This window comes from Flavihumibacter sp. ZG627, assembly GCF_000814325.1.
Classification (GTDB): Bacteria; Bacteroidota; Bacteroidia; order Chitinophagales; family Chitinophagaceae; genus Flavihumibacter.
This window is the reverse complement of record NZ_JPHF01000013.1, coordinates 57645-84153: the sequence shown is the minus strand read 5'-3', so window position 1 is coordinate 84153 and position 26509 is coordinate 57645. Positions and strand designations below refer to the sequence as shown.

At 46.8% G+C, this 26509-nt stretch carries 24 protein-coding genes; 7 read left to right on the top strand and 17 right to left on the bottom strand.

Going from position 1 to position 26509, the window contains the following annotated elements:
- Positions 1-13: 13 nt before the first annotated feature.
- From gldG to HY58_RS17765, 5 genes are all read right to left on the bottom strand, one after another.
- Positions 14-1726, bottom strand: a complete 1713-nt coding sequence (gene gldG / locus HY58_RS17785; protein WP_039135265.1) for a gliding motility-associated ABC transporter substrate-binding protein GldG — start codon at positions 1724-1726, stop codon at positions 14-16.
- Between the two features lie 8 nt (positions 1727-1734).
- Positions 1735-2457 carry a gliding motility-associated ABC transporter permease subunit GldF gene (gldF, locus tag HY58_RS17780; RefSeq protein ID WP_039135263.1) on the bottom strand — a complete coding sequence of 241 codons (723 nt, stop codon included), beginning with the start codon at positions 2455-2457 and terminating at the stop codon, positions 1735-1737.
- A 128-nt stretch (positions 2458-2585) separates the two neighbouring features.
- Positions 2586-2918 carry an iron-sulfur cluster assembly accessory protein gene (locus HY58_RS17775; RefSeq protein WP_039135262.1) on the bottom strand — a complete coding sequence of 111 codons (333 nt, stop codon included), beginning with the start codon at positions 2916-2918 and terminating at the stop codon, positions 2586-2588.
- Between the two features lie 50 nt (positions 2919-2968).
- Positions 2969-3388 (bottom strand): Fe-S cluster assembly scaffold IscU, encoded by a 420-nt coding sequence (gene iscU, locus HY58_RS17770; protein ID WP_039135259.1) that lies wholly within the window; start codon positions 3386-3388, stop codon positions 2969-2971.
- 47 nt (positions 3389-3435) lie between these two features.
- Positions 3436-4650, bottom strand: a complete 1215-nt coding sequence (locus HY58_RS17765) for an IscS subfamily cysteine desulfurase (RefSeq protein WP_039135327.1) — start codon at positions 4648-4650, stop codon at positions 3436-3438.
- Between the two features lie 207 nt (positions 4651-4857).
- Between HY58_RS17765 and mce the strand changes: the two genes are divergently transcribed.
- Positions 4858-5262, top strand: coding sequence for a methylmalonyl-CoA epimerase (gene mce, locus HY58_RS17760; protein WP_039135257.1), 405 nt, complete (start codon positions 4858-4860; stop codon positions 5260-5262).
- On the opposite strand, the gene rnc is transcribed toward mce, so the two are convergent.
- From rnc to HY58_RS17745, 3 genes are all read right to left on the bottom strand, one after another.
- Positions 5257-5988, bottom strand: a complete 732-nt coding sequence (rnc, locus tag HY58_RS17755) for a ribonuclease III (RefSeq protein ID WP_052324268.1) — start codon at positions 5986-5988, stop codon at positions 5257-5259. The genes mce and rnc overlap by 6 nt on opposite strands.
- A 58-nt stretch (positions 5989-6046) precedes the next feature.
- Complete coding sequence (gene fabF, locus HY58_RS17750) at positions 6047-7300, bottom strand: beta-ketoacyl-ACP synthase II (RefSeq protein WP_039135254.1); 1254 nt, start codon at positions 7298-7300, stop codon at positions 6047-6049.
- Between the two features lie 97 nt (positions 7301-7397).
- Positions 7398-7634, bottom strand: a complete 237-nt coding sequence (locus HY58_RS17745; protein WP_039135252.1) for an acyl carrier protein — start codon at positions 7632-7634, stop codon at positions 7398-7400.
- A gap of 198 nt (positions 7635-7832) precedes the next feature.
- On the opposite strand from HY58_RS17745, the gene HY58_RS17740 reads away from it, so the two are divergent.
- Positions 7833-8264: a GNAT family N-acetyltransferase gene (locus HY58_RS17740; RefSeq protein WP_039135250.1), complete on the top strand. Its 432-nt coding sequence runs from the start codon at positions 7833-7835 to the stop codon at positions 8262-8264.
- 1 nt (position 8265) lies between these two features.
- Here HY58_RS17740 and mfd read toward each other — a convergent pair whose 3' ends face one another.
- Complete coding sequence (gene mfd, locus HY58_RS17735) at positions 8266-11703, bottom strand: transcription-repair coupling factor (protein ID WP_039135247.1); 3438 nt, start codon at positions 11701-11703, stop codon at positions 8266-8268.
- A gap of 130 nt (positions 11704-11833) precedes the next feature.
- Between mfd and HY58_RS17730 the strand changes: the two genes are divergently transcribed.
- Together HY58_RS17730 and HY58_RS17725 are read left to right on the top strand one after the other, a co-directional pair.
- A complete protein-coding gene (locus tag HY58_RS17730) occupies positions 11834-14818 on the top strand; it encodes a T9SS type A sorting domain-containing protein (RefSeq protein ID WP_039135243.1) in 2985 nt (994 codons plus the stop codon).
- Positions 14819-14839: 21 nt separating this feature from the next.
- Complete coding sequence (locus HY58_RS17725; protein ID WP_039135240.1) at positions 14840-15589, top strand: ferredoxin--NADP reductase; 750 nt, start codon at positions 14840-14842, stop codon at positions 15587-15589.
- A 2-nt stretch (positions 15590-15591) separates the two neighbouring features.
- Here HY58_RS17725 and HY58_RS17720 read toward each other — a convergent pair whose 3' ends face one another.
- The 5 genes from HY58_RS17720 to dtd all read right to left on the bottom strand — a co-directional run bounded on the left by HY58_RS17720 (position 15592) and on the right by dtd (position 18610).
- Entirely contained in the window at positions 15592-15867 is a 276-nt protein-coding gene (locus tag HY58_RS17720; protein ID WP_156123749.1) for a hypothetical protein, read from the bottom strand.
- Between the two features lie 70 nt (positions 15868-15937).
- The gene (locus HY58_RS17715; RefSeq protein WP_156123748.1) at positions 15938-16222 is read right to left on the bottom strand and encodes a hypothetical protein; all 285 of its coding nucleotides are present in this window, start codon (positions 16220-16222) and stop codon (positions 15938-15940) included.
- 72 nt (positions 16223-16294) lie between these two features.
- Positions 16295-17746 carry a glycine--tRNA ligase gene (locus tag HY58_RS17710; protein WP_039135232.1) on the bottom strand — a complete coding sequence of 484 codons (1452 nt, stop codon included), beginning with the start codon at positions 17744-17746 and terminating at the stop codon, positions 16295-16297.
- A 55-nt stretch (positions 17747-17801) separates the two neighbouring features.
- On the bottom strand, positions 17802-18140 hold the full coding sequence (locus tag HY58_RS17705; protein WP_172644681.1) for a nucleotide pyrophosphohydrolase: 339 nt from the start codon (positions 18138-18140) through the stop codon (positions 17802-17804).
- Between the two features lie 17 nt (positions 18141-18157).
- Positions 18158-18610: a D-aminoacyl-tRNA deacylase gene (gene dtd, locus HY58_RS17700; RefSeq protein WP_039135229.1), complete on the bottom strand. Its 453-nt coding sequence runs from the start codon at positions 18608-18610 to the stop codon at positions 18158-18160.
- Positions 18611-18732: 122 nt separating this feature from the next.
- Between dtd and HY58_RS17695 the strand changes: the two genes are divergently transcribed.
- On the top strand, positions 18733-19779 hold the full coding sequence (locus HY58_RS17695; protein WP_039135227.1) for a cytochrome-c peroxidase: 1047 nt from the start codon (positions 18733-18735) through the stop codon (positions 19777-19779).
- 7 nt (positions 19780-19786) lie between these two features.
- Here the strand turns inward: HY58_RS17695 and HY58_RS17690 are convergent, their stop codons facing one another.
- On the bottom strand, positions 19787-20431 hold the full coding sequence (locus HY58_RS17690; protein WP_039135224.1) for a hypothetical protein: 645 nt from the start codon (positions 20429-20431) through the stop codon (positions 19787-19789).
- A 90-nt stretch (positions 20432-20521) separates the two neighbouring features.
- Here HY58_RS17690 and HY58_RS17685 point away from each other — a divergent pair, with 90 nt between their 5' ends.
- Positions 20522-22039 (top strand): lipopolysaccharide biosynthesis protein, encoded by a 1518-nt coding sequence (locus HY58_RS17685; protein ID WP_039135220.1) that lies wholly within the window; start codon positions 20522-20524, stop codon positions 22037-22039.
- A 13-nt stretch (positions 22040-22052) separates the two neighbouring features.
- On the opposite strand, the gene HY58_RS17680 is transcribed toward HY58_RS17685, so the two are convergent.
- The gene (locus tag HY58_RS17680; RefSeq protein ID WP_039135217.1) at positions 22053-22691 is read right to left on the bottom strand and encodes an MBL fold metallo-hydrolase; all 639 of its coding nucleotides are present in this window, start codon (positions 22689-22691) and stop codon (positions 22053-22055) included.
- A gap of 70 nt (positions 22692-22761) precedes the next feature.
- On the opposite strand from HY58_RS17680, the gene HY58_RS17675 reads away from it, so the two are divergent.
- Complete coding sequence (locus HY58_RS17675; RefSeq protein ID WP_039135213.1) at positions 22762-26205, top strand: hypothetical protein; 3444 nt, start codon at positions 22762-22764, stop codon at positions 26203-26205.
- A 2-nt stretch (positions 26206-26207) separates the two neighbouring features.
- On the opposite strand, the gene HY58_RS17670 is transcribed toward HY58_RS17675, so the two are convergent.
- A complete protein-coding gene (locus tag HY58_RS17670) occupies positions 26208-26507 on the bottom strand; it encodes a transcriptional regulator (RefSeq protein ID WP_039135210.1) in 300 nt (99 codons plus the stop codon).
- Between the last annotated feature and the right edge of the window lie 2 nt (positions 26508-26509).

The window sequence follows — 26509 nt, the reverse complement described above, 5'->3', positions numbered from 1 at the left end:
TTATTCGGATATTCTATTTATGCTGAAACTGTTTTTTGCGCAGCCACTGGAACCCTATCCCGAACAGCAATATCAACAGCACCGGCACGATGATATTGATGAGTTGCCATTTGGTTTTGCCGGCTTCCAGTTTTTTCTGATCCAGGAGTCGAAGGGTAAAATCCTTGCTCCTGGTTTCCAGTATGCCCGATTCGTCCACAAGATACTCTATACAATTCTGGATGAAGTCACGGTTCGCATATTGTTGTTTTGTATATGCGTTCATGCCCATGGGCAGTGGGCCCTCATTTTGTGTAACGGCATTGAGAGCGATATCTCCATCGGAAATAACGATCATTTTGTTTTCGGGAGAAGAGGCGCGGATGGGTTGTCCGGCCGCTTCAAATGCCTGTCGCTCTGCTGCTCCTACGCGATTGGAATAGAGCGAGCTGAAACTCCCCTCCAGCAACACTGCCACGGGTTGGTTTCCCATATTAAAGGTCTTGAGATCGTTCTCTGTTTCGATACTCTGCCAGCTTACTTTGGCGGGCGTTGCCAGCAGGCGGGTATCGATGGAACTGGCCAGCAGTATGGTTTTGCGGATGCCCTTTGCCTCTACAGTGTCTATTGAATTCGGGAACTGTGATAGTACATAATCCATGTTGCGGGCGATGGGGTGACCGCTATAATTACTGAGCAGCGGGAAGTAGGGCCATGGCAATAATTGTATCTGTGGTTTGCCGCCAACGGAACCTATTACCGATGGGATCTTGTCGGCGTTAAGGTCCTGCAGCAGGTCCTGGTTGATGCGCACGCCATAGCGGAAGAGCTGGTCTTCCAGTTGAAGGCCGCGGTCGAAGGCGATGAATTCATTCTGCACCCGCTGCAGACTATCCATTTCTGCATAGAGGTTATCTATCATCCAGAGCAGCTTACCGCCCTGCATCACGTACTGGTCTATTTTTAGTTTCTGCTCGTCGCTGAAGGCTGTTGTTGGCTTTGCGATTATCAGGGCCTGGAATACAGGCGGGATGATGGGTACGCTGTCAACAGGCAGAATGCGGAAGGCATAATTTTTCTTGAGAATATTTTCTATCAGATCATATACCTGGTATGATTCGGGCTGGCCGTTTCCAACGAGGTAGCCGATCAGCGGAACGGTATCCTGTTTCAACTGCCGGATGGCATTGGCGAATTTATATTCCATCAATGCGTCGGCGCGGTTAAGGGTACCGAGCGGGTCGCCCGATGGGTCGGAGCCCACTCCCTGCAATAGATCGATCGCTGTACTTCTGCCTTTATGGGTGATGACGGCACCGGGTAGCACGAGCCGCTCTTCCTGTCCCTCCCCCTCTTTCGTTTGCGCCTTGATGTTAGTTGGGTTCAATCCCATTTTACTCAGTGAATCATAGAGCTGGTTTTTCTGTTCGTCATTGAGTCCCTCTCCTGGTTTCAGGAAACGGAAACGGATATTGCGGCCACCCGCTGCCTTGAATTCCTGCATCAGGTCGTTGGTGCTGGCGGATAGTTTCTTGAAGCCTGCGGGCATTTCACCACTGAGGAGAACGTCGATGTTAACGGGCTCTTCAAGGGTGGTGAGGAGTTTGCGCGTGGGCTTGGACAGTGTGTATCGCCCTTCTGATGTGAGGTCTATCCTTACCGGCCAGAGGCCCGCGATGATATTGACGAGCACGAACAGCAGCAACAGGAATATCCAGTAAAATTTTGATTGCGATAGTTTCTTCATGGGTAATGTTATCGAATGGCGATTTTCCTGTTGGTGATCAGTAAAAAGAAAGCGATGATGCTTCCGAAATAAACAAGGTTGCGGCTATCGAGTACACCGCGACTGATGCTGCGGTAATGAAAATCGATGCCGAGCATCTCGAGTGCATAATCGAGGCTGCCCTGGAAGGCTGGTAATTTGCTGATGGCGCTGAATCCGATATAGAGGAGGAAGCACATGAATGCGCTCAGCAGGAAGGCCACCACGCTGTTGGGGGTGAGACTGCTGCACCAGGTTCCGATGGCTGTGAATACTGCCGCCAGCAGGAAGAGTCCTATATAGGAGCCGATGGTGCCGCCCATGTCGATGCCTTTGTCGGCACTGAGTGCCTGCACACTGATGGCGTAGATAATGGTGGGCAGCAGGGCTATAAAAACGATGGCGAGGGCGCCGAGGTATTTACCGGTAACGAGTTGGGAGGCGCTGAGTGGTTTGGTCTGCAGGATCTCGAAGGTGCCGCCTTTGAATTCATCTGACCAGCTGCGCATGGTGATGGCGGGGACGAGGAACATCAGGATCCATGGCGCGAGGTCAAAGAATTTTTCGAGGGTGGCATAGCCGTAGTCGAGGATGCTGGAATCGGGGAACACGAAAAGGAAGAGACCATTCAGCAGCAGGAAGGCGACGATGGCTACCAGTCCGGTTAAGCTGGCAAAAAACTGCCGGAATTCTTTTTTACAAATAGACCACATAGCTTCAAAAATAACGGAAAAACAAATCCCGCCACGAGGCGGGAGAGAAAGATGGGAGTTTAGGTGTCTGACAGATGTTCGTGGAGCGTTCGAACATGTTGTGAACATATGTCAGACACCTCAACCGATTACACAGCAAAGCTTTCACCGCAGGCGCAGGAGCGGCTCGCATTGGGATTGCTGAAGTAAAATCCTTTACCATTCAATCCATCGGAAAAATCGAGGGTGGTATTCACCAGGTAGAGGAAACTCTTGAGATCGGTAACAACCTTGATCCCATTGTCCTCGAATACCTGGTCCATGGGCTTGGGCTCGTTGTCGAAGTCGAGCTTGTAGCTCAGTCCGGAGCATCCGCCCCCTACCACACTCACACGGAGGAAGTACTCTGCTTCATCGCCCACACGGGCTTCCTGCAAGAGCTTTGCAACCTTTTCACGGGCTTTATCGCTTACGTAAATCATTTTAAATCAATTTTTATGACGCTAGCATTTCCACTATGCCGCATCAATAATTAATGAACACCTTTCTCTTCAAAAACAATCTCTTCCAAACCATTCTTCTTGCGGTAATCATTGATGGCGGCCTTGATGGCATCTTCTGCAAGCACTGAGCAATGGATCTTTACCGGGGGTAGCGCCAGTTCTTCAACGATTGCCATATTATCGATCTTCAGTGCGTCGTCTACCGATTTGCCTTTCAGCCATTCTGTTGCCAGTGATGAAGAAGCGATAGCAGATCCGCAGCCGAAAGTTTTGAACTTCGCATCAGTGATCATTCCCGTTGTATCATCCACCTCGATCTGGAGCCGCATCACATCACCGCATTCCGGTGCGCCAACAAGACCAGTTCCAACCGTCTTCTTTGATTTATCCAATGTTCCCACATTCTTGGGATTCTGGTAATGATCAATGAGTTTCTCTGAATATGCCATATATATTTTGTTGTTTTAATTCTTACCTCTTACCTCTTAAATCTTACCTAGTGATGGGCCCACTCTATACTATCCATATCCACCCCGTCCTTAAACATCTCCCACAGCGGGCTCATTTCGCGGAGCTTTAAAACCGTCACCGAAACATGCTTGATAGTATAATCGATCTGCTCTTCTGTGGTGAAACGTCCCAATCCAAAACGAAGCGAAGAATGTGCCAGGTCATCACCCAGTCCAAGTGCCTTCAGCACATAAGACGGTTCCAGGGATGCTGAAGTGCAGGCACTGCCCGAGGAAAGTGCAATATTCTTGTTAAAGCCCATCATGAGTCCCTCCCCCTCCACATATTTGAAAGAGATATTGGCTACATGCGGCAGACGGTGTTCTTTGCTGCCGTTCACATAGGCTTCTTCCAGCTGGAGAAGGGCGGTTTCGAGTTTATCGCGGAGGGCGCTGAGGCGAACAGCTTCTGATTCCATTTCGTTCATTGCGAGTTCACAGGCCTTGCCGAAACCCACGATACCTGTAACGTTGAGGGTGCCGGAACGCATGCCGCGCTCATGACCACCACCATCCATCTGGGCGGTTACTTTAACGCGGGGGTTCTTGCGGCGAACATAAAGAGCGCCCACGCCTTTCGGACCATACATCTTGTGCGCGGTGAAGGTGCAGAGGTCGATGCCATCCTGCAAAACATTCACGGGAACCTTACCAACCGCCTGCGTGGCATCGGTAAAAAACAGCACCCCGTGCTTGCGGGCAATAGCGCTGATCTCTCTCACCGGCATGATGGTGCCGGTTTCATTATTGGCATACATGATGGCGATCAGGATGGTATTGGGCTTGATGGCTGCTTCCAGCTCAGCAATGTCAATAAGTCCTTCGCCGTTCACGGGGAGGTAGGTTACTTCACCTCCCATTTTCTCGATATGCTTGCAGGTATCCAGTACCGCCTTATGCTCGGTTACGCAGGTGATGATATGGTTGCCTTTGCTGGCGTACATGTCAAAAACACCTTTGATGGCGAGGTTATCGCCTTCTGTGGCGCCGGAGGTGAAGATGATCTCCTTGGGGTCAGAACCGATCAGTTTGGCTACCTGCTCGCGGGCATAGTCCACCGCTTCTTCTGCTGCCCATCCGAAAGGGTGATTTCTGCTGGCAGCATTTCCGAAATGCTCGGTGAAATAAGGGAGCATGGCCTCTACAACACGTGGATCACAAGGAGTTGTGGCATTATTGTCAAGATAGATGGGAAGTTTCAACATACTAAAAATTGCGATTTAAACTAAAACGCAAAATTAGCCCAATTGGTTGAGATTAACCAGCGGCAGAAAATGGGCCCTCTTCATAATTCCGGAAATCGTAAACATGAGTGGAGCGTTTAGTTAGAGTGCGGGGCGGGATGTTCGAATACATGTTCGAACATCCCCTTAACATGTGTCAGACACCGAAAATCGCTAGCTTTGGGGATGCTTAAAATCGAACATATCGGCATAGCGGTGAAGAGCCTGGCGGATTCAATTCCGTTGTTTGAGAAATTGCTGAACAGCTCCTGCTACAAAACGGAGACGGTTGAATCGGAGAGAGTGCGGACGGCTTTCTTCGCGACGGGGGAAAACAAGGTGGAATTGCTGGAAAGCACTGATCCGGAGGGGATTATAGCTAAATATATCGAGCGGAAGGGGGAGGGCATCCACCATATCGCGTTTGATGTTGCCGATATTGAAGCGGAAATGAAAAGATTGCAGGCAGAAGGATTTGAGCTGCTGAATACGGTCCCCAAACCGGGGGCTGATAATAAAAGGGTTTGCTTCCTGCACCCGAAGGGCACCAACGGCGTGCTGATCGAACTTTGCGAGGAGCGGAAACTATAACTCCCCCTCTATCTTCCCCAGCCCGAGTTTATCTACCGCCACCTGCGCGGCCACCTGGCTGGCATCCTTTTTATTGTAGGCCTTACCCTGGGCAATCAGCTCACCATCCACCACGGCGCCAACGGTGAAGAGTCGTCTTCCCCCTTCAAATTTCTCTTCCAGGGTTTCGAACTCGAGGTTCTTACCATTTTTATTGGCCCAGCCATAGAGCTTGTTCTTGTGGTTGATCTCCAGCAGCTCGAGGTCGTCCATGAACATATAAGGCAGGATGATCCTTTCCAGCACCCAGGTGCGGGTTTTCTTGAAGCCCTTATCAAGGTAAACCGCTCCCACAACGGCCTCCAGGGTATTACCGAAAATCTGGCTCACCTTCAGCGAGTTATCGAACTTATTAAAGTAGACGATCTTCTTGAGACCCATTTTGATGGCCACATCATTGAGGGTAACGCGGTTCACCATCTTGGAGCGCATCTCGGTGAGGAAGCCCTCCTCGCGGTAGGGATATTTTTTAAAGAGGAAATCGGCGACGATGCCACTCAGGATGGCATCCCCCAGGTATTCCAGTCGCTCATTATTATCGGCAGCGCCATCTTTAACAGAGCGGTGGGTGAGCGCTGTTTTATAAAGCTCCGTATTACCGGGCGAAAAGCCCAGCACATTCTTCAATTGCTTTTTGAATGCGACGGTTTCAGGGGAACCTTTTAGAATACTGTCAAATAGACCCACAGGATGATTGGTTGATTATACCTTGGTCAAGTTAAGGGATTGGCCGCAAAATCTGACATCATCCCTGAAATTTCTTCACGATAACACAGGCATTATGTCCGCCGAAGCCGAAGGTATTGCTGAGTGCAGCCCTCACGGTTCTTTGTTGCGACTGGTTAAAGGTGAAGTTGAGTCGTGGATCCAGTTCAGGGTCATCTGTAAAGTGGTTGATGGTAGGCGGAACCATATCATGCACCACCGCCTTGATAGCAGCGATTGCTTCTATGACGCCGGCAGCTCCCAGGCAGTGACCGGTCATGGATTTGGTGGCAGAAATGTTGAGGTTATAGGCATGCTCTCCAAATACATCGAGAATAGCTTTCACTTCGGCAACATCACCCAGCGGGGTGGAGGTTCCATGGGTATTGATATAATCGATATCGGATGGCTGCATACCCGCATCTTCAAGTGCCGCGAGCATTACATTGCGGGCACCCAGTCCTTCAGGATGGGGAGCGGTAATATGATGTGCATCGGCAGTGGCGCCACCACCGGCGATCTCGCAGATGATTCTTGCTCCACGTGCCAGGGCATGGTCGAGTGATTCGAGGATGAGGGCACCACCTGCTTCTCCCATTACAAAACCATCGCGGTCTTTGTCGTAAGGGCGACTGGCAGTAGCCGGATCATCATTGCGCTCGCTCATGGCCTTCATGGCGTTGAATCCACCCAGGCCGGCTTCGCTGATAACGGCTTCTGATCCACCGCTCACGATGATATCGGCCTTACCGAGTTTGATAAGGTTGGCGGCTTCGATGATGGCATTGGTAGAACTGGCGCAGGCGCTTACCACGGCGAAGTTGGGACCGCGGAGGTTGTGGCGCATGGAGATATGTCCCGCCGCAATATCAAGGATCATTTTGGGAATGAAGAAGGGACTGAAACGAGGGGTTCCATCGCCTTTGGCAAATTCCATCACCTCATTCTGGAAGGTGATCAATCCACCGATACCACTTCCCCAAACAACACCAACACGATCGGGATTGATATTGTCGGCATTGAGTCCGGCGTCGGCCAGCGCTTCATCAGACACCACAAGGGCGAACTGGGCAAAGCGGTCGATCTTACGGGAGTCTTTTTTATCGAGATAGCGGGTAGGGTCGAAATCTTTAACCTCGCAGGCGAAACGCGTCTTGAATTTGGCAGCATCAAATAAGGTAACCGGTACTGCACCGGACACACCATTAATAAGTCCGTTCCAATATTCATCGACGGTATTGCCCACAGGGGTAAGTGCGCCCATACCTGTTACTACAACTCTTTTAAGTTCCATGTAGATTGCCGGATTTTAAACGTGATAAATCCGCCTTCTTAGGCAAAATTGCTTTCGAAAGGCGGATTGAAAAATATGCCTGTAACGGGGGTTCCGTTTACTTAGCGTGCTCTTCTAAATAAGAAACAGCCTGTCCAACAGTGGTAATGGTCTCAGCCTGCTCATCCGGGATAGAGATATTGAATTCTTTTTCAAATTCCATGATCAGTTCCACTGTATCCAGAGAGTCAGCTCCCAGGTCATTGGTGAATGAAGCCTCGTTGGTTACTTCAGCTTCGTCTACTCCTAATTTGTCAACAATGATCTTTTTAACTCTTGTTGCGATGTCTGACATTGTAGTAAAGTTTAGTTACGGCTGCAAAAATATACTTTTTGGGTAAATAACAATTTTTGCTGCTTTTTTTAATTCCTGAGCCGAATATAGCCATATCCGGCAGTTCTGCTAACAATTGTAAGTAAAACATTCGGAAAGCGTTCTATGTCAGCCTGATTTTTGTAATTTAGGCATCCCGAACAACCAAATACTAGGCGAATGGCACTGAAAATTATTGACCACGGCTCCCCGGAATACAAGCAAATGGTACAGTTACGCCTTGATATATTGCGTAAACCCCTTGGCCTGGGCTTTACTCCTGAAGAGCTGGAAAAGGAAAAGAACGAGATCCTTATCGGTGCCTTTGAAGAAGAAAAAATGCTTGCCTGCTGTATGCTCATCAAAGAAGCGCCGGGTGTTGCGCGGTTAAGGCAGATGGCCGTAATGAATAATCTGCAGGGTAAAGGCATCGGCCGCACCATGATGAATTTCGCTGAAAATATTGCGCGCGACAGGGGCTTTAAAAAAGTTACCATGCACGCACGTAAAACCGCTATCGGTTTCTATGAACATCTCGGTTACCAGGTGATAGGTGATGAATTCACTGAAGTAACTATTCCGCATTATGTGATGGAAAAAAAACTTCGTTAAGCTAGTTAGGTTTTAACTGCTCAGTTCCTATTTCTTCCTGCTCCTTTTCTTTAAGTACATGCTTATGCATGCGCTGCAGGAATTCAAGGATCACTTTCATTCCCTTCATTTCATCCACCACCAGCAGGAAGTTTTTACCTGTCTGTTTCAACCGCGCCTTATTGGTATTTGTTTGCAGGTAAGATAAAATATCATGGAATAGTGCCGATTCGAAATAAGGCGAATCATGCTTGTTGACGAAGAAGCATTTCAGGATATTATCACGCAACAATAGTTTCTCGAATCCAAGATCCACTGCCAGCCTGCGAACCCTTACCGCATCAAAAAGATCTTCCACCTGTGGCGGGATAGGACCAAACCTGTCGGCCATTTCTGTATGAAAATCGAGCAGCTCTTTTTCTGATTCACAGTTATCGAGCCTTGTATATAATGATAATCGCTCGGTGATACTTTCCACATAATCATCGGGTATCATGATCTCCAGATCTGTATCGATCGTACAGTCCTGCACATAATCTTCCTGCTTCGCTATCTCCTCTTTAAACAGATCGCGGAACGATGTTCGTTTCAGTTCACGGATGGCTTCATCCAATATTTTCTGGTACATTTCAAAGCCGATCTCTGCCATGAAACCACTCTGTTCACCTCCCAGCATATTACCAGCACCACGGATATCAAGATCACGCATCGCGATCTGGAACCCGCTACCCAGCTCACTATGCTGCTCCAGGGTTTGTAATCTCTTCTTTGAATCGGAGGGCAGCACACTCAAGGGAGGTGCCAGCAGGTAACAGAATGCTTTCTTGTTACTCCTTCCCACCCTTCCTCTTAACTGGTGCAGATCACTGAGTCCGAACTGGTGTGCATTATTAACGATGATGGTATTCACGTTGGCAATGTCAACACCGCTCTCCACAATATTGGTACAAACCAGCACATCATATTTTTTGTCGATGAAATCCATGATGCGCTCTTCCAGAATATGCCCTTCCATTTGTCCATGTGCATAGCCAATACTCAGATCCGGACAATGACTCTGAATGATGGCAGCCATCTCTGCCAGTCCGGCGATCCTGTTATGAATGAAGAACACCTGTCCTCCCCTTTCGGTTTCATAATAGATTGCATCACGGATAAAATCTTCATTGTACACCTGCACCTCTGTTTGTATGGGCTGGCGGTTTGGCGGCGGCGTATTGATGATGCTGAGATCACGCGCTCCCATCAAACTGAACTGAAGTGTTCTTGGGATAGGCGTAGCAGTTAGGGTGAGACAATCCACATGTGTTCTCAGTGTTTTGATCTTCTCCTTATGCGCCACACCGAACTTTTGTTCTTCATCAATGATGAGTATGCCGAGGTCCTTAAACTTCACTTCTTTACCCAACAATCCATGGGTACCGATGATGATATCTATCTTGCCTTCCTCCAGTTTCTTCATGGTCTCCTTTTTCTCCTTGCTGCTTTTGAAGCGATTGATATAATCAACCGTTACCGGGAAATCTTTCAACCTGTCGGAGAATGTTTTGAAGTGCTGGAAGGCTAGGATGGTTGTGGGAACCAGTACGGCGGCCTGTTTTCCATCTACCACTGATTTGAAGGCGGCCCTGATGGCGATCTCTGTTTTACCGAATCCTACATCACCACAAACCAGTCGGTCCATGGGCGATGGTGATTCCATATCTTTCTTTACATCGGCTGCAGCCTTACTCTGGTCGGGCGTATCCTCATAAATAAAGGATGCCTCCAATTCGGTTTGCAGGTAGGTATCGGGTGCATGCTGAAAGCCGGTCTGCGCCTTGCGTTGCGCATATAACTTAATAAGATCGAAGGCGATCTCCTTAACCCTTGTCTTGGTTTTTTCTTTCAGTTTAGCCCATGCATCACTACCCAGTTTATTCACTTTGGGAACCGTTCCTTCCTTACCGGTGTACTTGCTGATCTTATGCAGCGAGTTGATATTCACATAGAGGATATCGCTATCCTTATAAATAATGCGGACGGCTTCCTGCAGTTTGCCATTTACATCAAGTTTCTGCAGGCCACTGTAAACACCAACACCATGGTCGATATGCGAAACAAAATCACCCGGCTGTAACTCACGCAGGGTGCGGAGTGTGAGCGCCTTGTTTTTATTGTAAGCCTGCTTGACTTTGTATTTATGATAACGCTGGAAGATCTGGTGGTCGGTATAACAAACCAGTTTAAGATCTTCATCAATGAATCCACCATGGATGGCCAGTGGGATGGGCGTAAAATGAATTTCGGCTTTCAGGTCTTCAAAAACGCTGTGCAATCTTTCCAGTTGCTTTGGGTTCTCGGCAAAAAGGAAGAGACTGAAACCTTTCTTCTCCCATTGCTGGAAATCTTTGATCAGGAGTTCAAACTGCCTGTTGAAGGAAGGCTGCGGCTTTGTATGAAAACTGATCTCGTGACTAGCAGTCCCGGGGAAACTATGATGACCTTCCAGTTCAACGATATGGTGCTGCTTTAGCTGGGCTTCAAGGTGGGCCGCGCTGATAAATTCAGAAGCACTCACAGATTTTTTTACCAGCTTATCTTCCTCTTCTTCTTCTTTGTGAACCACGCCCTCATTTCGTTCCAGGAAAAGATGCAGGTCTTCTTCCTGTTGTTCGATACGCTCTTTCACGAACTGCCAGTCGTTCATCCATACAACGGTATTGGGAGGAAGGAAGTCAAAGAGAGATACCGTTGCATTTTCGGGCATTTCGGTCTGGAGGTTGGGAATGATATTGACCTGCAGCAGCTTTCTTTCACTGAGCTGTGTTTCGGGGTCAAAGAGGCGGATAGAATCCACGTCGTTGCCAAAGAGTTCAATACGGTAGGGCTTTTCGTTGCCGAAGGAGTAGATATCCACAATACCACCACGCACGGCGAATTGTCCGGGTTCATAAACAAAATCGGTGCGGGTAAATCCGGCATCGGTTAATTGCTCGTATAGTTTAACGGTGTCGAGTACATCGTTGACCTTTATCCGGATGATGTTACCGCTGAGTGTTTCGGGCGGAACCATTCTTTCGAACAGGGCTTCGGGATAGGTGACCAGTAATTTTTTATTACCGCCACCGCTAAGCCGGGTAAGGGTTTCGGTACGAAGCATCACATGGCTGCTGTTGAGCAGGCGGTAGTTCTTCTTGTTTCGGAAGGAGGATGGGAAATAGAAGAGGTCGAGCGCGCCTGAGAGGTTCTCGAGGGTATTATGGAAATAGGCTGCTTCTTCTGCATCGCTCAATACGATAACATGGTTGAGGTTTGCGCTCACCGGGTGTTTGAAAATTGCGGTAACTAAAAACTCCGGGGAGCTGCCAGCAAGATTTTTAAGGACTAAATGCTGGGGTTGAGACAAAGTGAGCTTGTCCGCCAGTTGAAAAAGGCGGGTATCTTTGAGATATTGCTCCAGTAAATGTTCGAGGTTCATCAGAGGCGCAAAGATACTGGAATTGCTGATTGTTGTATTCTGATTTAAGATAATCGGGTTAACGCAATAATTATTAATTTGTGACAACCAGTATCCCGTCTCAATCGTTTCTATACAATATATGCTCCGTATGAATAAAACTTCGGTGATACTACCTGTTACCCTGATTTGTCTGGCCCTTGCTGGTTATTTCCTCTATAAAGCTCCACAGTCCTCTTCCCTATCGCTGGAAGTGAATGCTGGTAAAAAGAAAAAAAAGTCGAAAGAAGTGAAGGCCATGTTTCACGACCAGCGTGTTCGCTATGAATATGAAATGATCCGTGATGGCGCAACGGGTAAGATCCCCAAAGGCATTCATGACCGTGAATTGCAGCAGGCATACAGGATCCCTTTGCGTGAGCGGGGTGGTAATCTCTTCCTCTCACCTTTTGGGGATAATAGTTATACGGCGGCGGGACCCAATAATATTGGTGGAAGAACCCGCGCTGTGGTTTTCGATAAAAGATTTGGAACCGGCAGCAATCGCGTGATCATTGCCGGTGCGGTGAGTGGCGGTATATTTCGTTCTGCTGATGGCGGTTCTACCTGGACCCTGGTAACACCCCTTAACAATATTCATAATGTGACTGCTCTTGCCCAGGACCCAAGGCCGGGAAAAGAGAATATATGGTATGCAGGCGGTGGAGAGCCTTATGGCAACTCCGCTTCTGCCATTGGTGCATTTTACCTGGGTTATGGCCTTTTGAAATCAGTAGACAATGGACTTACCTGGAGCCGTGTGAGCAGTACATTCAACGGCGACCTCGAGCGATTTGATGATGCCTATGATATAGTGCATGAGATCGTGGTGAACCCCACTAACGGGCATGTATATATTGCAGCGCACAGGCGACTGATCAGGAGTACCGACGAGGGTGCCTCTTTCAGCACCGTGTTTATTGGCAGCCAGCCTTCAGCAGCAGATAACGGCCAGATGGATATTGTTTGCACCAACACCGGGCGGTTATATCTTTCCGTTAATGGCGGATTACCCGACCAGGACAGGCGTGGGGTATGGACCTCCTCCACGGGTAATTCAGGAAGCTGGACCCGCTTTGCCGGAGGACAAACCATCGGTACCGATTCAATCACCGGCTGGAGAGGAAACTCCTATGGGGCAGGTGGCGCAATATCTGATGTATCCAAGAGGATAATCCTTGCACTGGCGCCTTCCAATAATAATATTCTCTATGCATTTTATGAGAACGGACTTTTGGGAGAAGGGAGTAGTGCCAAGCCCGAAGCCGATCTCTTCAAGTTTGATTTTGGCGCCAATACAGTGGCTAATCTTTCTGCCAATATGCCCGACTTTAACCTCCAGCAGGATGGCATTGACCCCATCTCGGTACAGGAAGGATATAATATGCTGGTGGCGGTGAAGCCTGACAATCCAAATGTTGTATTTGTTGGAGGAACCAATCTTTACCGTTCTACCAACGGATTCACCAGTACCACGGCAACCAGCTGGATCGGGGGTTACCAATACTGGGGAACTGGTGCCTCCAGTGCATCCATCGTGATATACCCCGAGAATCACCCTGATATCCATAATCTTGTTTTTGATCCAACCAATGCAAACCGGGCACTTTGTGCTACTGACGGGGGATTGCACCTCACCGATAATATAATGGCTACCAATAGTACCACCGAACCCGTTGCCTGGAACACCATCAATAACTACCAGACAACACAATACTACCACGCCAATATCCAGCATAATTCTACCCAGTTCCATTTTATTGGGGGCATGCAGGATAACAGTTGTTTTATCAGGGTGAATGATGATAATAAACAGATCAGGTTAAGTTTTGGAGATGGTGGCGCAACTGCTATCGCTAAGCTGAATTCAGGAAGTGATTTCACTTTTTATGTGACCTCTCAATTGGGAACATTGGTAAGGTCTGTTCCCAATGATGCAATAGAAATAACTCCGAATGGACTCACAGACAATGAAGCAGGAGGATTTGGCGATTTCGTTACTTATTTCGGAATTGATAATGATAATCCCACTGACCTCTACTATGTGAATTTCAACCGGGTATTCAGGACAACGAATGCGCAAACGGCAACTTCCAGTAGCGGCTGGACGGAGCTTACCGGCATAGCAAGTCAGGTGAACCCTTCCAATCCATCAGGCGATGATATCAGTATACGCACTATTGAGCTAAGCAGGGGGCCCTATATTTCAACCCATGCCATGTATTTTGGCACAACAAAGGGAAATGTATTCAGGCTTAATGATCCACGCAATGCCGCTGCCACAGCCACTCCGGTGGATATTACGCCACCACAGATCAAGACATGGATCGCCGATCAGAATACATTCCTGAATGTAGCGGATATAGCAGTGAACCCGAATAATGATGAAGAGATAATGGTGGTATATTCAAATTACACGGTGACCACATCAGGAGGAGAACAAACAGCCTTTAATATATGGTGGACCAATAATGCCAAGAGCGCTACCCCTACCTGGAAACTGATAGAAGGCAACCTAACGCTGCCCTCTATACGCAGTTGTGCCATTGTAGCAAGGAAAGATGCTGCGGGCAAAGCCTATTCAGATTATTATGTAGGAACTTCGGTTGGACTTTACAGTTCATTTGGGGTGAAGGATACACTTGATGCCAACAAGCCCATTAACTGGAAGCGCGAAGGCGGTGCCACCCTCAATTATGCAGTGGTGAACTCACTGGCTTACCGTCCACAGGACAATACCCTCCTGCTGGGAACCCATGGTAACGGTATGTACTATACGCAGATACCAACTGCCAATTTCCTTCCCAACGCCAATACGGGAGTTGATGATCCGGTGCGGAATGATAAGAATTTCATCCAGTATTCATGGCCGGGTATCACCACCAACAGCCTGCAATTCCGCATCGGCAATATGTTTGAAGTAAGGAAGCTGGTGATTATGGTTCATAACCTGAATGGTCAGCTGGTTTACCGCAATGAGACCGGCTACCAGAATGGAACGATTGATGTAAGCAGGTTGGCAAAAGGCGCATACGTGCTTAGCATCAGCAGCGGCGATTACAAGCAGCAGTTTGTGCGGAAGTTTGTGAAGCAATAAATTCACCTATAAAACCCTGAAATGGTTCCAGCATGGCAAACAGGCAAAGTAATACGCATTGAAGAGGAGACCCCCAGTACAAGGCGGTTTTGGATAGAGATACAGGAAACAGCGCGTTTTGATTATAAGCCCGGGCAATTTGTGACCCTTGATCTTCCTATTCATGAGCAACGCAATAAACGGTGGCGAAGCTATTCCATTGCCTCCTGGCCCGATGGCACCAATGTGATCGAACTGATCATTGTTCAATTGGAAGGGGGGCTGGGAACGGAATATCTTTTTAAAGAAGTAAAGGTAGGATCAGCGTTAAGCCTCAGGGGGCCTCAGGGTGTTTTCGTATTACCGGAAACAATAGACAGGGATCTGTTTTTTATATGCACAGGAACAGGCATTGCTCCATTCAGGTCGATGGTGCACCATATCCTGATCAACAATATCGCTCACAACAATATATACCTGCTGTTTGGGTGTCGGAAAATCGAAGACCTTTTATATGGAGATGAGTTGAGGGAGCTGGAGGAGAAAGTGAGTTCGTTTAGATACCTGCCAACCTTTTCGAGGGAAACACCTGGTGAACATCTGGTTCGCACAGGTTATGTGCATGCTATTTATGAAGAGATCATCAATGCCAGGAAACAGGAAGCCGGCATGCATCTGCACCCGGCAAAGTTTTATTTGTGTGGCTGGAAAAATATGATCGATGAGGCCAAAAGGCGCATCCTTGCGTTCGGTTACGATAAAAAAGACATCCACTTAGAACTCTACGGCTAAGCTTATGCTTTGGCTTTGGCCTTAGGAGTGGCAGATGCTTCTCCTACCGGCATGCTGATTACAGGCACTTTACCTGAACTGGCTTTCTTTTCGGCCTGGTATTTATGCAACCGGAGGATCTCGGCATGGTTGTCAACCATCTCGGTTTCCAGTTCAAGAATACGTCGCTTAGATTTTGAAATCTGTCGGCTCCGGAAAGAGAATCCAATCAGGGTCCCGAAGGCAAAGGCTGCTGTGACCCAAAGCAGTACGGCGATATTGATGTTGGCAGACATCATAGAAATTGGTTTGAATGGTAAACGAACCATTCAAAAGAATATTGCACCGGCCGCCCCGATACGGGGAATTTTAGTGAGAGGCCCAGTAGTTCTTGCCTGCATCAGGCTGACCGGAATCTTTATCCATAATAGGGACAACGGGGGTTGAGACGGATGGATTGGATGGTTTGTTTTGCAGATCGGCCAGTTGTTTCTGGAGCTGGAGGATCTCGGCATGATCATCCATCTTTTCCTTTTCCAGCTCCAGTACCTGTTTCCTGAGGATGTTAACCTGTACCATCCTGATCATCAATCCGAAGATAAAAGATCCAGCCATGGCCAAAACAATCAATCCAGGGTGTAGCGTAATATGCATGCGTTTATATATATACCCGTTCCATGGGGAACGGGTTGTTCAGGGTGTAAACAAATATATAATATAGAATAATTATTGAATAGATTTTTCTACCAATTCTTTTACATCCCTTATAGAAATTCTTTCCTGTAACATGCTGTCACGGTGACGGATAGTTACAGTACCATCCTCTTTTGACTGGTGGTCTATGGTTACGCAGAAAGGTGTGCCGATGGCATCCTGCCTCCTGTAACGCTTACCAATAGTGTCTTTTTCCTCATAAAAACACCTGAAAGACGCTTTACATTCATCCATTAGTTGCCTGGCGATCTCCGGAAGGCCATCTTTTTTCATCAGCGGCAGTATGGCCAGTTTCACCGGACTCAGTTTTGGCGGAAATTTCAGCACCACGCGGCTATCCTGCTTTTCAGGGCTGCTCAGGTCCTGCTCTTCATAGGCTTCACTCAAAACCATCATCACCGTCCGATCAAGTCCAATAGATGTTTCAATTACATACGGAATATAGTTACCATATGGTTTTCCTGCCTCGTCAGTTTCATTGTCGAAATACTGCATTTTCTTTTTGCTATATTCCTGGTGATTCCTGAGATCAAAATCGGTGCGGGAGTGAATTCCTTCCACTTCCTTGAATCCAATCGGGAAATCATATTCAATATCACAGGCCGCATCGGCATAGTGCGCCAGTTTAACATGGTCATGAAAACGATAGCGACTGGCGGGGATACCCAGGCTCAGGTGCCATTTCATCCGTTCTTCTTTCCAATATTCATACCACTGCTTTTGTGTGCCGGGACGAATAAAGAACTGCATTTCCATTTGCTCAAATTCCCTCATGCGGAAGATGAACTGCCGGGCTACGATCTCATTGCGGAAAGCCTTTCCCACCTGGGCTATACCAAAGGGGATCTTCATCCTGCCGGTTTTCTGAACGTTGAGGAAGTTCACGAAAATGCCCTGTGCGGTTTCCGGACGCAGGTAAACCATATTGTCATCGCCCTCACCACTTACAGCCCCAAACTCGGTTGAAAACATCAGGTTGAACTGGCGAACATCCGTCCAGTTGCAGGTTCCGCTCACAGAACACTTTATCTTATTTTCTTCAATGAATGATTTAAGTCCGCCGAAATCTTCCTTAGCCAGAAACTGGTCCATCTTAGCCAGCAAGGCCTCCCCTTCTTCTTTAGGAAGTGTTTCCGCATGTGCCTCAATGAGATGGTCAACGCGGTAACGTTTCTTACTGTCTTTATTATCGATCATGGGGTCACTGAAATTATCAACGTGACCACTGGCTTTCCAGGTGGTGGGATGCATGAAGATGGCCGCATCAATACCAACAATATTCTCATGAAGCTGGGTCATCCATTTCCACCAATAATCGCGGATATTCTTCTTCAACTCGCTGCCGTACTGGCCATAGTCGTACACGGCGCTGAGACCATCATAGATTTCGCTGGAAGGGAATATGAATCCGTACTCCTTACAATGGGAGATGATCGCCTGGAATTTGTTGCTATCGTTTGCCATAAGTCCGCAAAGATAAGGGCGGGCGGGGAAAGGGCAAAGCGAAGGCGGGGCGGGATTAGCCCTCTAATTTTTCATTGTTGCGGTGGCGGTCGTGGTCGCGCATATTCTTCTTCTCCAGGTTCTTTTCAAGCGCTGAACTGAGGTCAACCCCCGTTTGGTTGGCAAGACAGATAAGCACCCAGAGCACATCGGCCATCTCATCGGCAATTTCCTTTCCCTTATCCGATTCCTTGAACGACTGCTCACCGTATTGCCGAACCATGAGCCGGGAAAGCTCACCTACTTCCTCCATCAGGATACCCAGGTTGGTGAGTTCACTGAAATAGCGCACACCAACGGTGCGGATCCACTGGTCCACCAGTTGCTGTGATTCGCGGATTGTTATATCAGGCATGGGAGATATTTTGGGGTTCATTCCTTCGCTTTTGAATCAATAAGGATGGTAACCGGGCCATCATTTACAAGGGTAACCTGCATATCGGCGCCGAAACTACCGGTCTTCACGGGCTTGCCTAAGTCGGCTTCTACCTGCCGCACAAATGTTTCGTAAAGGGGGATGGCGATATCGGGTTTACTGGCCTTTATATAAGATGGTCGGTTTCCTTTGCGGGTACTGGCATGAAGGGTGAACTGGCTTATGATAAGGATCTCACCACCGGTATCTTTAACTGAGCAGTTCATCACGCCGGCCTCATCGTTGAAAATTCTTAACTGCACGAGTTTGGTGCTGAGCCATTTGATATCGTCTTCCGCATCAGCATCTTCAATGCCAACAAATACCAGCAAACCTTCGTCTATCGAGGACTTAACTGACCCCCCGATGCTAACCGAGGCCAGTTTTACCCGTTGTATGACCAGTTTCATTTTTCAGTAACTTCCGCTTGTTTCGTCGAAAATAGGGATACCCTGCGTAAACATGAAATAAACAAGACAATCTCCGGCAATTATAAGAACATGTTCAGCGTTAGCTATCTCAGTGTGAACTGATGCGAAAGACCATTTACATATTATCCATACTGGGAGCGATATTAATAACAGCCACCAACCTTTCCTGTAACCGTAATAACGGTGATCCATCATCGCCGGAACCAATGCAATTTCCGCTGCCGGAAGGCTGGCCGCAGACCCAATACAATTTCAGTGCAAACCCTTTAACGCGGAAGGGTTTTGAATTAGGGAGGAAGCTCTTCTTTGATGGGCGACTCTCAAAGGATGGAAATTTTCCCTGTGCCAGTTGCCATCAGCCTATTGCTGCCTTTGGAACTTACGACCATGACCTTAGCCATGGATTCGATGACCAGCATACACTTCGCAATGCACCGCCATTGTTTAATCTGGCATGGCATCGTGAGATGCAGCATGATGGTGGGATAGCCAATCTTGATGAACAACCACCGGCACATATAACCGCAGCAAATGAGATGGCTGAGACAATTCCGGGTGTGCTCTCCAAACTCAATGCCGACCCAGCGTATAAGGCTGCTTTCAGAAATGTTTTCGGAAAAGAGGAGATCAGCACAGAGATGATGACGAAAGCCTTATCGCAATACATGCTCATGCTGGTATCATCCCAATCAAAATATGACAGGGTGAAACAATCCAAAGACCAGTTTGATGTGAACCAGGCGGCGGGATATGAGATCTTTAAACAAAACTGCAATAGCTGTCACAAGGAACCATTGTTCACCGATCTGCAATTCAGGAATAATGGATTGCCCGTTAATCCCGACCTCAATGATCATGGTCGTATGCGCATTACCGGTAGCAGTTCTGACTCACTAAAATTTAAGGTTCCGAGTCTGCGGAATATAGCTGTCAGCTTCCCTTACATGCATGATGGGCGATTCACCGATCTCAGCCATGTACTCGAACATTATAACAGTGGCATAATAAATGGAGTTACCACCGATCCTTTACTAAAAAATAAAATTCCCCTCACCGAAGTGGAAAGGGGATTATTGGTGGAGTTTCTAAAAACATTGACCGATGAAGCTTTTATAAATAATCCATCATTGGTTGAACCAGAAAGATGATGCTGGATTATTGACCCTGTCTGCCCTTAAGTGCTTCCAGGGCCTCCCTCATCTTACCAAGATCAAGTATCTGCTTTTTTACTGCGTTCTCATTTTCAAGGATCTCTTCTTCCAGTTTCTGTTTACGTTTGCGGAGATTTTCTCCATCGCGAAGAAGACCTTCATGTTTTTTTTCAATCTTCTTTATCTGCTCATCCTGGGCTATGATCTCCAATTTAAGGTTGTAAGCATCCAGATAAGGGGTAAACTCATTAAGATATTGCTTTCCATCTGCTATGCCATGCCGGTCATCAGGTGTACGCGAACTAAGTAATTCATTTGATCGGGCCATTACCATATAAACGATGGAAGCTTCTTTTTCCTTTCTGCTTCTACGCTCTGCTTTAACATACACATCATAGAGATTATTCTCCGGCCCCATGGTTACCTTTCGATATAAGGTGTAATCTTTCATCTTTGCACCTTTAAAACCTTTCTGGGCGAAATTATCTTCAATAGCTTTCTCTACGATCTCGGCAGAATAAGGCAACTCAATTACTGCAGCAGGCATTTTCTTTTTCTGGTATTCGGCAATACCATCCATGGCTACCGGTTGGGCATAGGTGAACATGGCCATAAGAAAAACAACAGCCAGTGTAAATATTCTTTTCATAAACAAAGATTTATACGGTTGGAGAACAAAGGTACAAAATAGGAACGCAGACCATAATTCCGACTATTTTTGCCAAAACCCGGAATTAGTTTGAGTGAGATAAAAAAACTGGCTGGTCAAACCCTCTGGTATGGAGTACCCACCATAGTTAGCCGCTTCCTCGGCTACCTGATGAATATGGCCCTGCCCTTTCTTTTTTTGCAACCGGCAAAAACAGCTGATATAACCCAGGTATATGCCATCATCCCTTTCCTGAATGTGCTTTTCACCTATGGAATGGAAACTGCTTATTTCCGATTCTCACAGGAAAAGGACAAGCAACATCTGTATAACACATTATCTGTTTCACTGTTCGTTACAACCATCATCTTCACCCTGGCGCTATGGCTGAACAGGGGCGTACTGGCAGAAGCGGCAAGCCTTACAGAGCATCCTGAATATATTACCCTGATGTGCGGTATCATCCTTTTTGACACCCTGGCTACCCTGCCATTTGCCAGGCTGCGGCAGGAAAGCCGGCCAAGACGTTATGCCTTTGTAAGGGTGGCAGGTATCATCGTGAATTTGCTAATCGTCTTCTTCTTCCTCGGTTTCCTGCCCGGTTATGTAGAACAGAATCCGGAAAGTCCGGTGCGACTTATCCTCAATCTCGATATTGGTATTGGCTGGTACCTGATCGGTAATTTGTTGGGAAGTATCGCCACATTCCTGTTGCTTATCCCTGAACTACGTTCGGTTCGGTGGGAATTTGATACCGCCCTCTGGAAAGAAGTAATGAAATATAGTTACCCACTCATCATCGTTGGATTGGGTGGTATGATCAATGACATGCTGAGCAGGCTGGTATACCAGCATGTGGTGGATCTTCCGGCTGAAGAAGCTAAGCACCAGTTAGGTATTTTCGCCAATATATACAGGCTTGCAGTTCTTGTTACTATAATGATACAGGCCTTCCGCATGGCGGCAGAGCCCTTTTTCTTTAACCAGAGCAAGCAGGAAGGCGCACAGAGATCCTATGCCCGGGTGATGAAATTCTTCGTGATCGCCTGCTGCTTTATGTTCCTGATGATAGGTCTTTACCTCGACCTGCTCAAATGGATCATAACCCTGAAATCGGAAGCATGGGGCGAAGCCATGTATATCGTTCCCATTCTTGCGATGGGTAATATATTCCTGGGCATATATTATAATTTAAGCATCTGGTACAAACTCACCGGCAAGAATTTATATGGCGCATATATAACAATTGGCGGAGCCATCCTTACTATTATTCTCAATATCATTCTTATTCCTAAACTCCAATACCTTGGCGCAGCACTTGCTACTTTCAGCTGTTACCTGCTGATGATGGTGGCCAGCTATGTATCGGGACAAAAATTTTACCCAGTACCCTATGCCACCAAAAAACTGGTTTCTTACCTGGCGCTGGTAACGATCATATTGCTGGTTCACCGCGGCATCCTGTATTTCTACAACCCGTTATGGTTTAGCATACTGACAGGAAGTATTTTACTACTGGCTTTCCTGCTGTTTGTGGCAAGAGTAGAAAAAAAAGAATTAGCCTCCTTTGGCGCATTTGGTCAATGGGCAGGAAGAGTGATTGGGTGATCGTAAATGATTTTCAGGTCAAAAACGGGTTCCTACGTTTCTCCTCTCCTATAGTTGTCGGTTCTCCATGACCGGGATATACTTTCACCGCATCCGGAAGGGTGAACAATTGCGTACGTATACTGTTCAATAATTGCTGGTGGTTACCCCCGGGAAGATCGGTACGGCCAATGCTCCTTCGGAAAAGGACATCGCCGCCAATGATAAATTGCTGTGACGATGAATAAAAGCATATATGTCCGGGTGAATGCCCGGGTGCTTCCAAAATCGAAAGCTGGTTGGCACCAAGGGAAATCATTTCCCCCCCTTTAATAAAATGAAGGGGACCATCATAATTGCGGAAAGGCAGATTCCATCGACTACCCGCTTCCGGCGCATAATCCAGCACGATTTTTTCTGCGGGATGAAGGTGGAGTTCCAGTTTCCAGGCGTGGTGAACAAAATGGTTGCCGAAAACATGATCGAGATGGCAATGTGTATTGAGTAGAAGTTTCGGTGTGAGTTTATGTTTGGTGATGAATGACCGAAGTTCAGACTCCTCCTGCTGGTCGTAACAGCCGGGGTCAATGATCATGCATTCACCCGTTTCATTATAGAGCACATATGTGTTTTCCATAATGGGACTAAAGACAAAAGACTGTATTGTTAACATAGCTCTATTATTTTAAGTGGATTAGGGGGATAAGCCTGAAAACCATAATTTTAGACCACAATCATTGGGTATGCAATTTCCGAAGAATTTTGCTCTGATCATCATCCTTTCCCTGCTGAATACATTCAACCTGGCATATTCCCAGGTGAACACGGTAGAATTTGGAAAAAACAGGGTTCAATACAAAAATTTCAAATGGCAGTTTTACCAGACTGACAATTTCAATACATATTATAGCCAGAACGGTGAGCCCATTGCTAAATCGGTAGCTCAACTCGCAGAGATAGAGCTTCCGGAGATGGAGACCTTTATGGAATATGGTCTCCAGCGACGAACCAATATTGTTGTCTACAATAGCTTCAATGACTTCCAGCAAACAAATATCGGTCTAAAGACTGACGTGGCAGTGAATGGAGGAAATACCCAACTGGTGAATAATAAGATGGTGATCTACTATAACAGCGATCATCTTCATTTACGCAAACAGGTTCGCCAGGGTATTGCCCGTGTGTTGCTCGACAATATTTTATTCGGAGATGACCTTGGTGAATTTGCAGCAAACCAGGCCCTGCTTGATCTGCCAAAGTGGCTTACCGATGGTTTCGTTTCCTATGCAGCGGAAAACTGGAGTACCGAACTTGATGACCAGTTGAAATCAGCCATGCTATCAGGAAAGTATCGCAACTTTTACCAGTTTGCCTATGACCAGCCCAACCTTGCCGGGCATAGTTTTTGGCGATATATAGAAGAAGTTTATAAAAAAGAGAACACCAAATACTTCCTCTACCTCGCAAGATTATACCGCAATCTGAATGGTGCTTCGAACCGTATCGCCAAGATGAAATTCAAGGCATTGCTCAATGAAGTAATGACCTATAACGAGTCGAAATATTCAAAGGATATCAGGGGCAGGCGTAATAATCCGAAGGGATCTATGTCTGTTGTGGAAGAGATAGACAAGAATACTGATTTCTACAACTTCACTCCCAATCCCGCCCCGCGCAGCCAGAGCTATGCCGTTGTTGAATACAAGAAAGGGCAGCAATGTGTGATCTATTATGAAGATTATACAACTAAGAAAGTGCTGCTCCGCAATGGAGTGAGAAACCTTGAAGCCCGCCAGGATCCGCACCTGCCACTGCTTGCATGGAATGGAAAAGGGAATAAACTTCTTGTTGTATATAGTTTTGAAGGGAAGCTCAGGATGTTCACTTATGATATCTATTCAAGGATCAAGGCCGATAAACTGGTGCTTGATTTTGAACAGATACAGGATGTGAAATACATGACAGACGATAACACCCTGTTGATGAGTGCTGTGAAGAACGGTCAGTCAGATATCTATACATTCAAGATCGACCGTGAACGTGCAGAGCAGATCACCAATGATATTTATGATGATCTTGATCCATCCTTCGTGGCATTTCCCAATAAGGCTGGTATACTCTATTCATCCAACAGGCCATCGGTAAATGCGGTAAGTACAGATACAGTATTGCCATCCAACTACCGGTATAATATTTTCCTGATCGATAATTTCAACAAGTCTGAATTCAAGCAGATCTCGCAAATGAGCAACCTGAAATATGGCAATGCTAGATATCCCACACAATACAATACATCCCACTTCACATTTGTTGCAGATGAGAATGGAATCAATAACCGTTTTGCAGGATTCTTTTCAACGGAAAGGGTTGGTGTTGATACTATTTACCGCATCGGAGATGATGTACTTCGCAATCCTGAATACCGCGATATAGATTCATTGCTGAAGTTCTATGACAAGGTGGAACCCGATACCATATTCACGCTTTCCATCACCAATGATTCGGCCTATGTATTCCCGATCACCAATTACCAGAGTGGTTTAGTGGAAACAAAATCGGCCGGTGATATGGACCAGGTAAGTGAAGTACGCCAGGAAGGAGAGTTGAAATTCCTTTACAAGCTGAAGGTTGATGAGAACACTTTACGCAAGCGTAATATCAACCCGAGGCCAACAGATTTTCGTCGCCGAACAATTGACGAGGCCAGGCTTGCGGCAGGTAATGCATTGCAATTCCAACAACCTGAAGTTGCTGACACATCTAATAAGGTAATCTTCGATACTGAATTTGATAATGAGCCGGTTGATACCAGTGCTGCTGCCCGTGCTGCGCTTGAAGCAGAAGAACAGCAGCCATCTATACTTAAGAAAGCAGGCCGGTTCCAGTACCGGCTGAAGTTTTCGGTAGACCAGGTAACAGGTTCGCTCTTTAATAATGATGTGCTGGTAACAAGGTATGAGCCCTATACAGGTTCTTTGCCTGTAACCAACAGTTCCAATAATGGCTTCAATGGAATGTTCAAGGTCACCGTTTATGACCTCATGGAAGATATTCGTTTCACAGGAATGCTGAGGTCACCTTTGATCAATACAGCCGGACAGGGAATTCCCGTACAGGTTGGTGATCCCAATATATTTATACCCGGCTCACAATCGTTATTCAATTCTGGTTCGGAGTATATGGCAAGATTTGATTACCTGAAGAAGCGGGTGGATTATTCGGCCATGTATTATCGCCGTACGGATGTGGGTTCAACGCCTTTCCAGAACACAACACTTGCTGTGCCGGCCAAGCTCTTTACAAACCTTTACCAATTAGGGATGCGTTATCCGCTCGACAGGGTAAGGAGTATTCGACTGAATACCGGCGTTCGTTTAGACAAGGTAGTTACCAAATCAATAGTTGAACTACCGCAAACGGTGGGTGTACCTGATAGCAAAAGGACCTATGGACTGGTGCGTCTTGAATATGTACATGATAATGCTGTTGAGAAGGCCACCAATATCTGGAACGGGCTTCGTTACAAGGTATATGGAGATTTCAATATGCAGATCAGCAAACTTGCAACATCAGATGGACGCAATACATTTAATGTTGGTTTTGATGCACGTTACTACTACCCTATCTTCCAGAACTTCATCTGGGCAGGTAGAGCAGCGGGAGATTTCTCCTGGGGTAATCGCAAAATATTGTATTACCTGGGTGGACAGGATGGATGGTTGTTTCCAAAGGCCAATACAGATGAATTGCCACAGGATCCCACTTATGCATTCCAGGCACTTGCCGTTAATATGAGAGGCTTTAAACAGAATATAGCCAATGGTAATAATGCGGTTGTGCTTAACAGTGAGTTCAGGTTCCCTGTGTTCACTACTTTGCTGAAGCGTCCTATTAACAATGCTTTCCTGCGTAATTTCCAGTTGGTACAATTCATTGATCTGGGGTCTGCATGGAATGGTTCCTATAATGGCATCAAGCGACCCGACAGGATCTACCGCGATAATCCAACAGATCCCATTTCTGTGCGTATCAAGGCTGGTGGTATCGGACCTTTTGTAGGCGGTTATGGCTTTGGTGCAAGGAGTACCTTACTTGGATATTTTATGAGGCTTGATACCGGATGGGAGATGAATGGCATCTTTAAAGGGAAACCGATCTTTCATTTCGCACTGGGGGTAGACTTCTAGAATTAACCAATAGATTTGATCATTTTCTCAAGGGCGTCAAGGTGAAGTTTAAAAGCCTTTTCGCCCGCTTTTGTTACACTGTACATGGTATTGGTCTTTCTACCTATAAATCCCTTCTGCACTTTAATATAGGCGTTCTCTTCCAGAGTTTTGAGATGGGTGGCAAGGTTACCATCGGTCACTTCGATCAGTTCTTTCAGCTCGTTGAAATTCACGGAATCATTCACCATGAGTGAACTCATGATACCCAGCCTTATACGACTGTCAAAAATTTTATTCAGATGCTCAATAGGATTCTTCATTA

Coding starts and splice junctions, on each gene's coding strand:
- HY58_RS17740 (WP_039135250.1), top strand. CDS start 7,833: ATGGCACTGAAAATTATTGACCACGGCTCCCCGGAATACAAGCAAATG.
- HY58_RS17725 (WP_039135240.1), top strand. CDS start 14,840: ATGGTTCCAGCATGGCAAACAGGCAAAGTAATACGCATTGAAGAGGAG.
- mce (WP_039135257.1), top strand. CDS start 4,858: ATGCTTAAAATCGAACATATCGGCATAGCGGTGAAGAGCCTGGCGGAT.
- HY58_RS17775 (WP_039135262.1), bottom strand. CDS start 2,918: ATGATTTACGTAAGCGATAAAGCCCGTGAAAAGGTTGCAAAGCTCTTG.
- gldF (WP_039135263.1), bottom strand. CDS start 2,457: ATGTGGTCTATTTGTAAAAAAGAATTCCGGCAGTTTTTTGCCAGCTTA.
- HY58_RS17675 (WP_039135213.1), top strand. CDS start 22,762: ATGCAATTTCCGAAGAATTTTGCTCTGATCATCATCCTTTCCCTGCTG.
- HY58_RS17695 (WP_039135227.1), top strand. CDS start 18,733: ATGCGAAAGACCATTTACATATTATCCATACTGGGAGCGATATTAATA.
- HY58_RS17710 (WP_039135232.1), bottom strand. CDS start 17,746: ATGGCAAACGATAGCAACAAATTCCAGGCGATCATCTCCCATTGTAAG.
- HY58_RS17680 (WP_039135217.1), bottom strand. CDS start 22,691: ATGTTAACAATACAGTCTTTTGTCTTTAGTCCCATTATGGAAAACACA.
- HY58_RS17705 (WP_172644681.1), bottom strand. CDS start 18,140: ATGCCTGATATAACAATCCGCGAATCACAGCAACTGGTGGACCAGTGG.
- fabF (WP_039135254.1), bottom strand. CDS start 7,300: ATGGAACTTAAAAGAGTTGTAGTAACAGGTATGGGCGCACTTACCCCT.
- HY58_RS17715 (WP_156123748.1), bottom strand. CDS start 16,222: ATGCATATTACGCTACACCCTGGATTGATTGTTTTGGCCATGGCTGGA.
- dtd (WP_039135229.1), bottom strand. CDS start 18,610: ATGAAACTGGTCATACAACGGGTAAAACTGGCCTCGGTTAGCATCGGG.
- HY58_RS17745 (WP_039135252.1), bottom strand. CDS start 7,634: ATGTCAGACATCGCAACAAGAGTTAAAAAGATCATTGTTGACAAATTA.
- mfd (WP_039135247.1), bottom strand. CDS start 11,703: ATGAACCTCGAACATTTACTGGAGCAATATCTCAAAGATACCCGCCTT.
- iscU (WP_039135259.1), bottom strand. CDS start 3,388: ATGGCATATTCAGAGAAACTCATTGATCATTACCAGAATCCCAAGAAT.
- HY58_RS17670 (WP_039135210.1), bottom strand. CDS start 26,507: ATGAAGAATCCTATTGAGCATCTGAATAAAATTTTTGACAGTCGTATA.
- HY58_RS17730 (WP_039135243.1), top strand. CDS start 11,834: ATGAATAAAACTTCGGTGATACTACCTGTTACCCTGATTTGTCTGGCC.
- HY58_RS17690 (WP_039135224.1), bottom strand. CDS start 20,431: ATGAAAAGAATATTTACACTGGCTGTTGTTTTTCTTATGGCCATGTTC.
- HY58_RS17720 (WP_156123749.1), bottom strand. CDS start 15,867: ATGATGTCTGCCAACATCAATATCGCCGTACTGCTTTGGGTCACAGCA.
- gldG (WP_039135265.1), bottom strand. CDS start 1,726: ATGAAGAAACTATCGCAATCAAAATTTTACTGGATATTCCTGTTGCTG.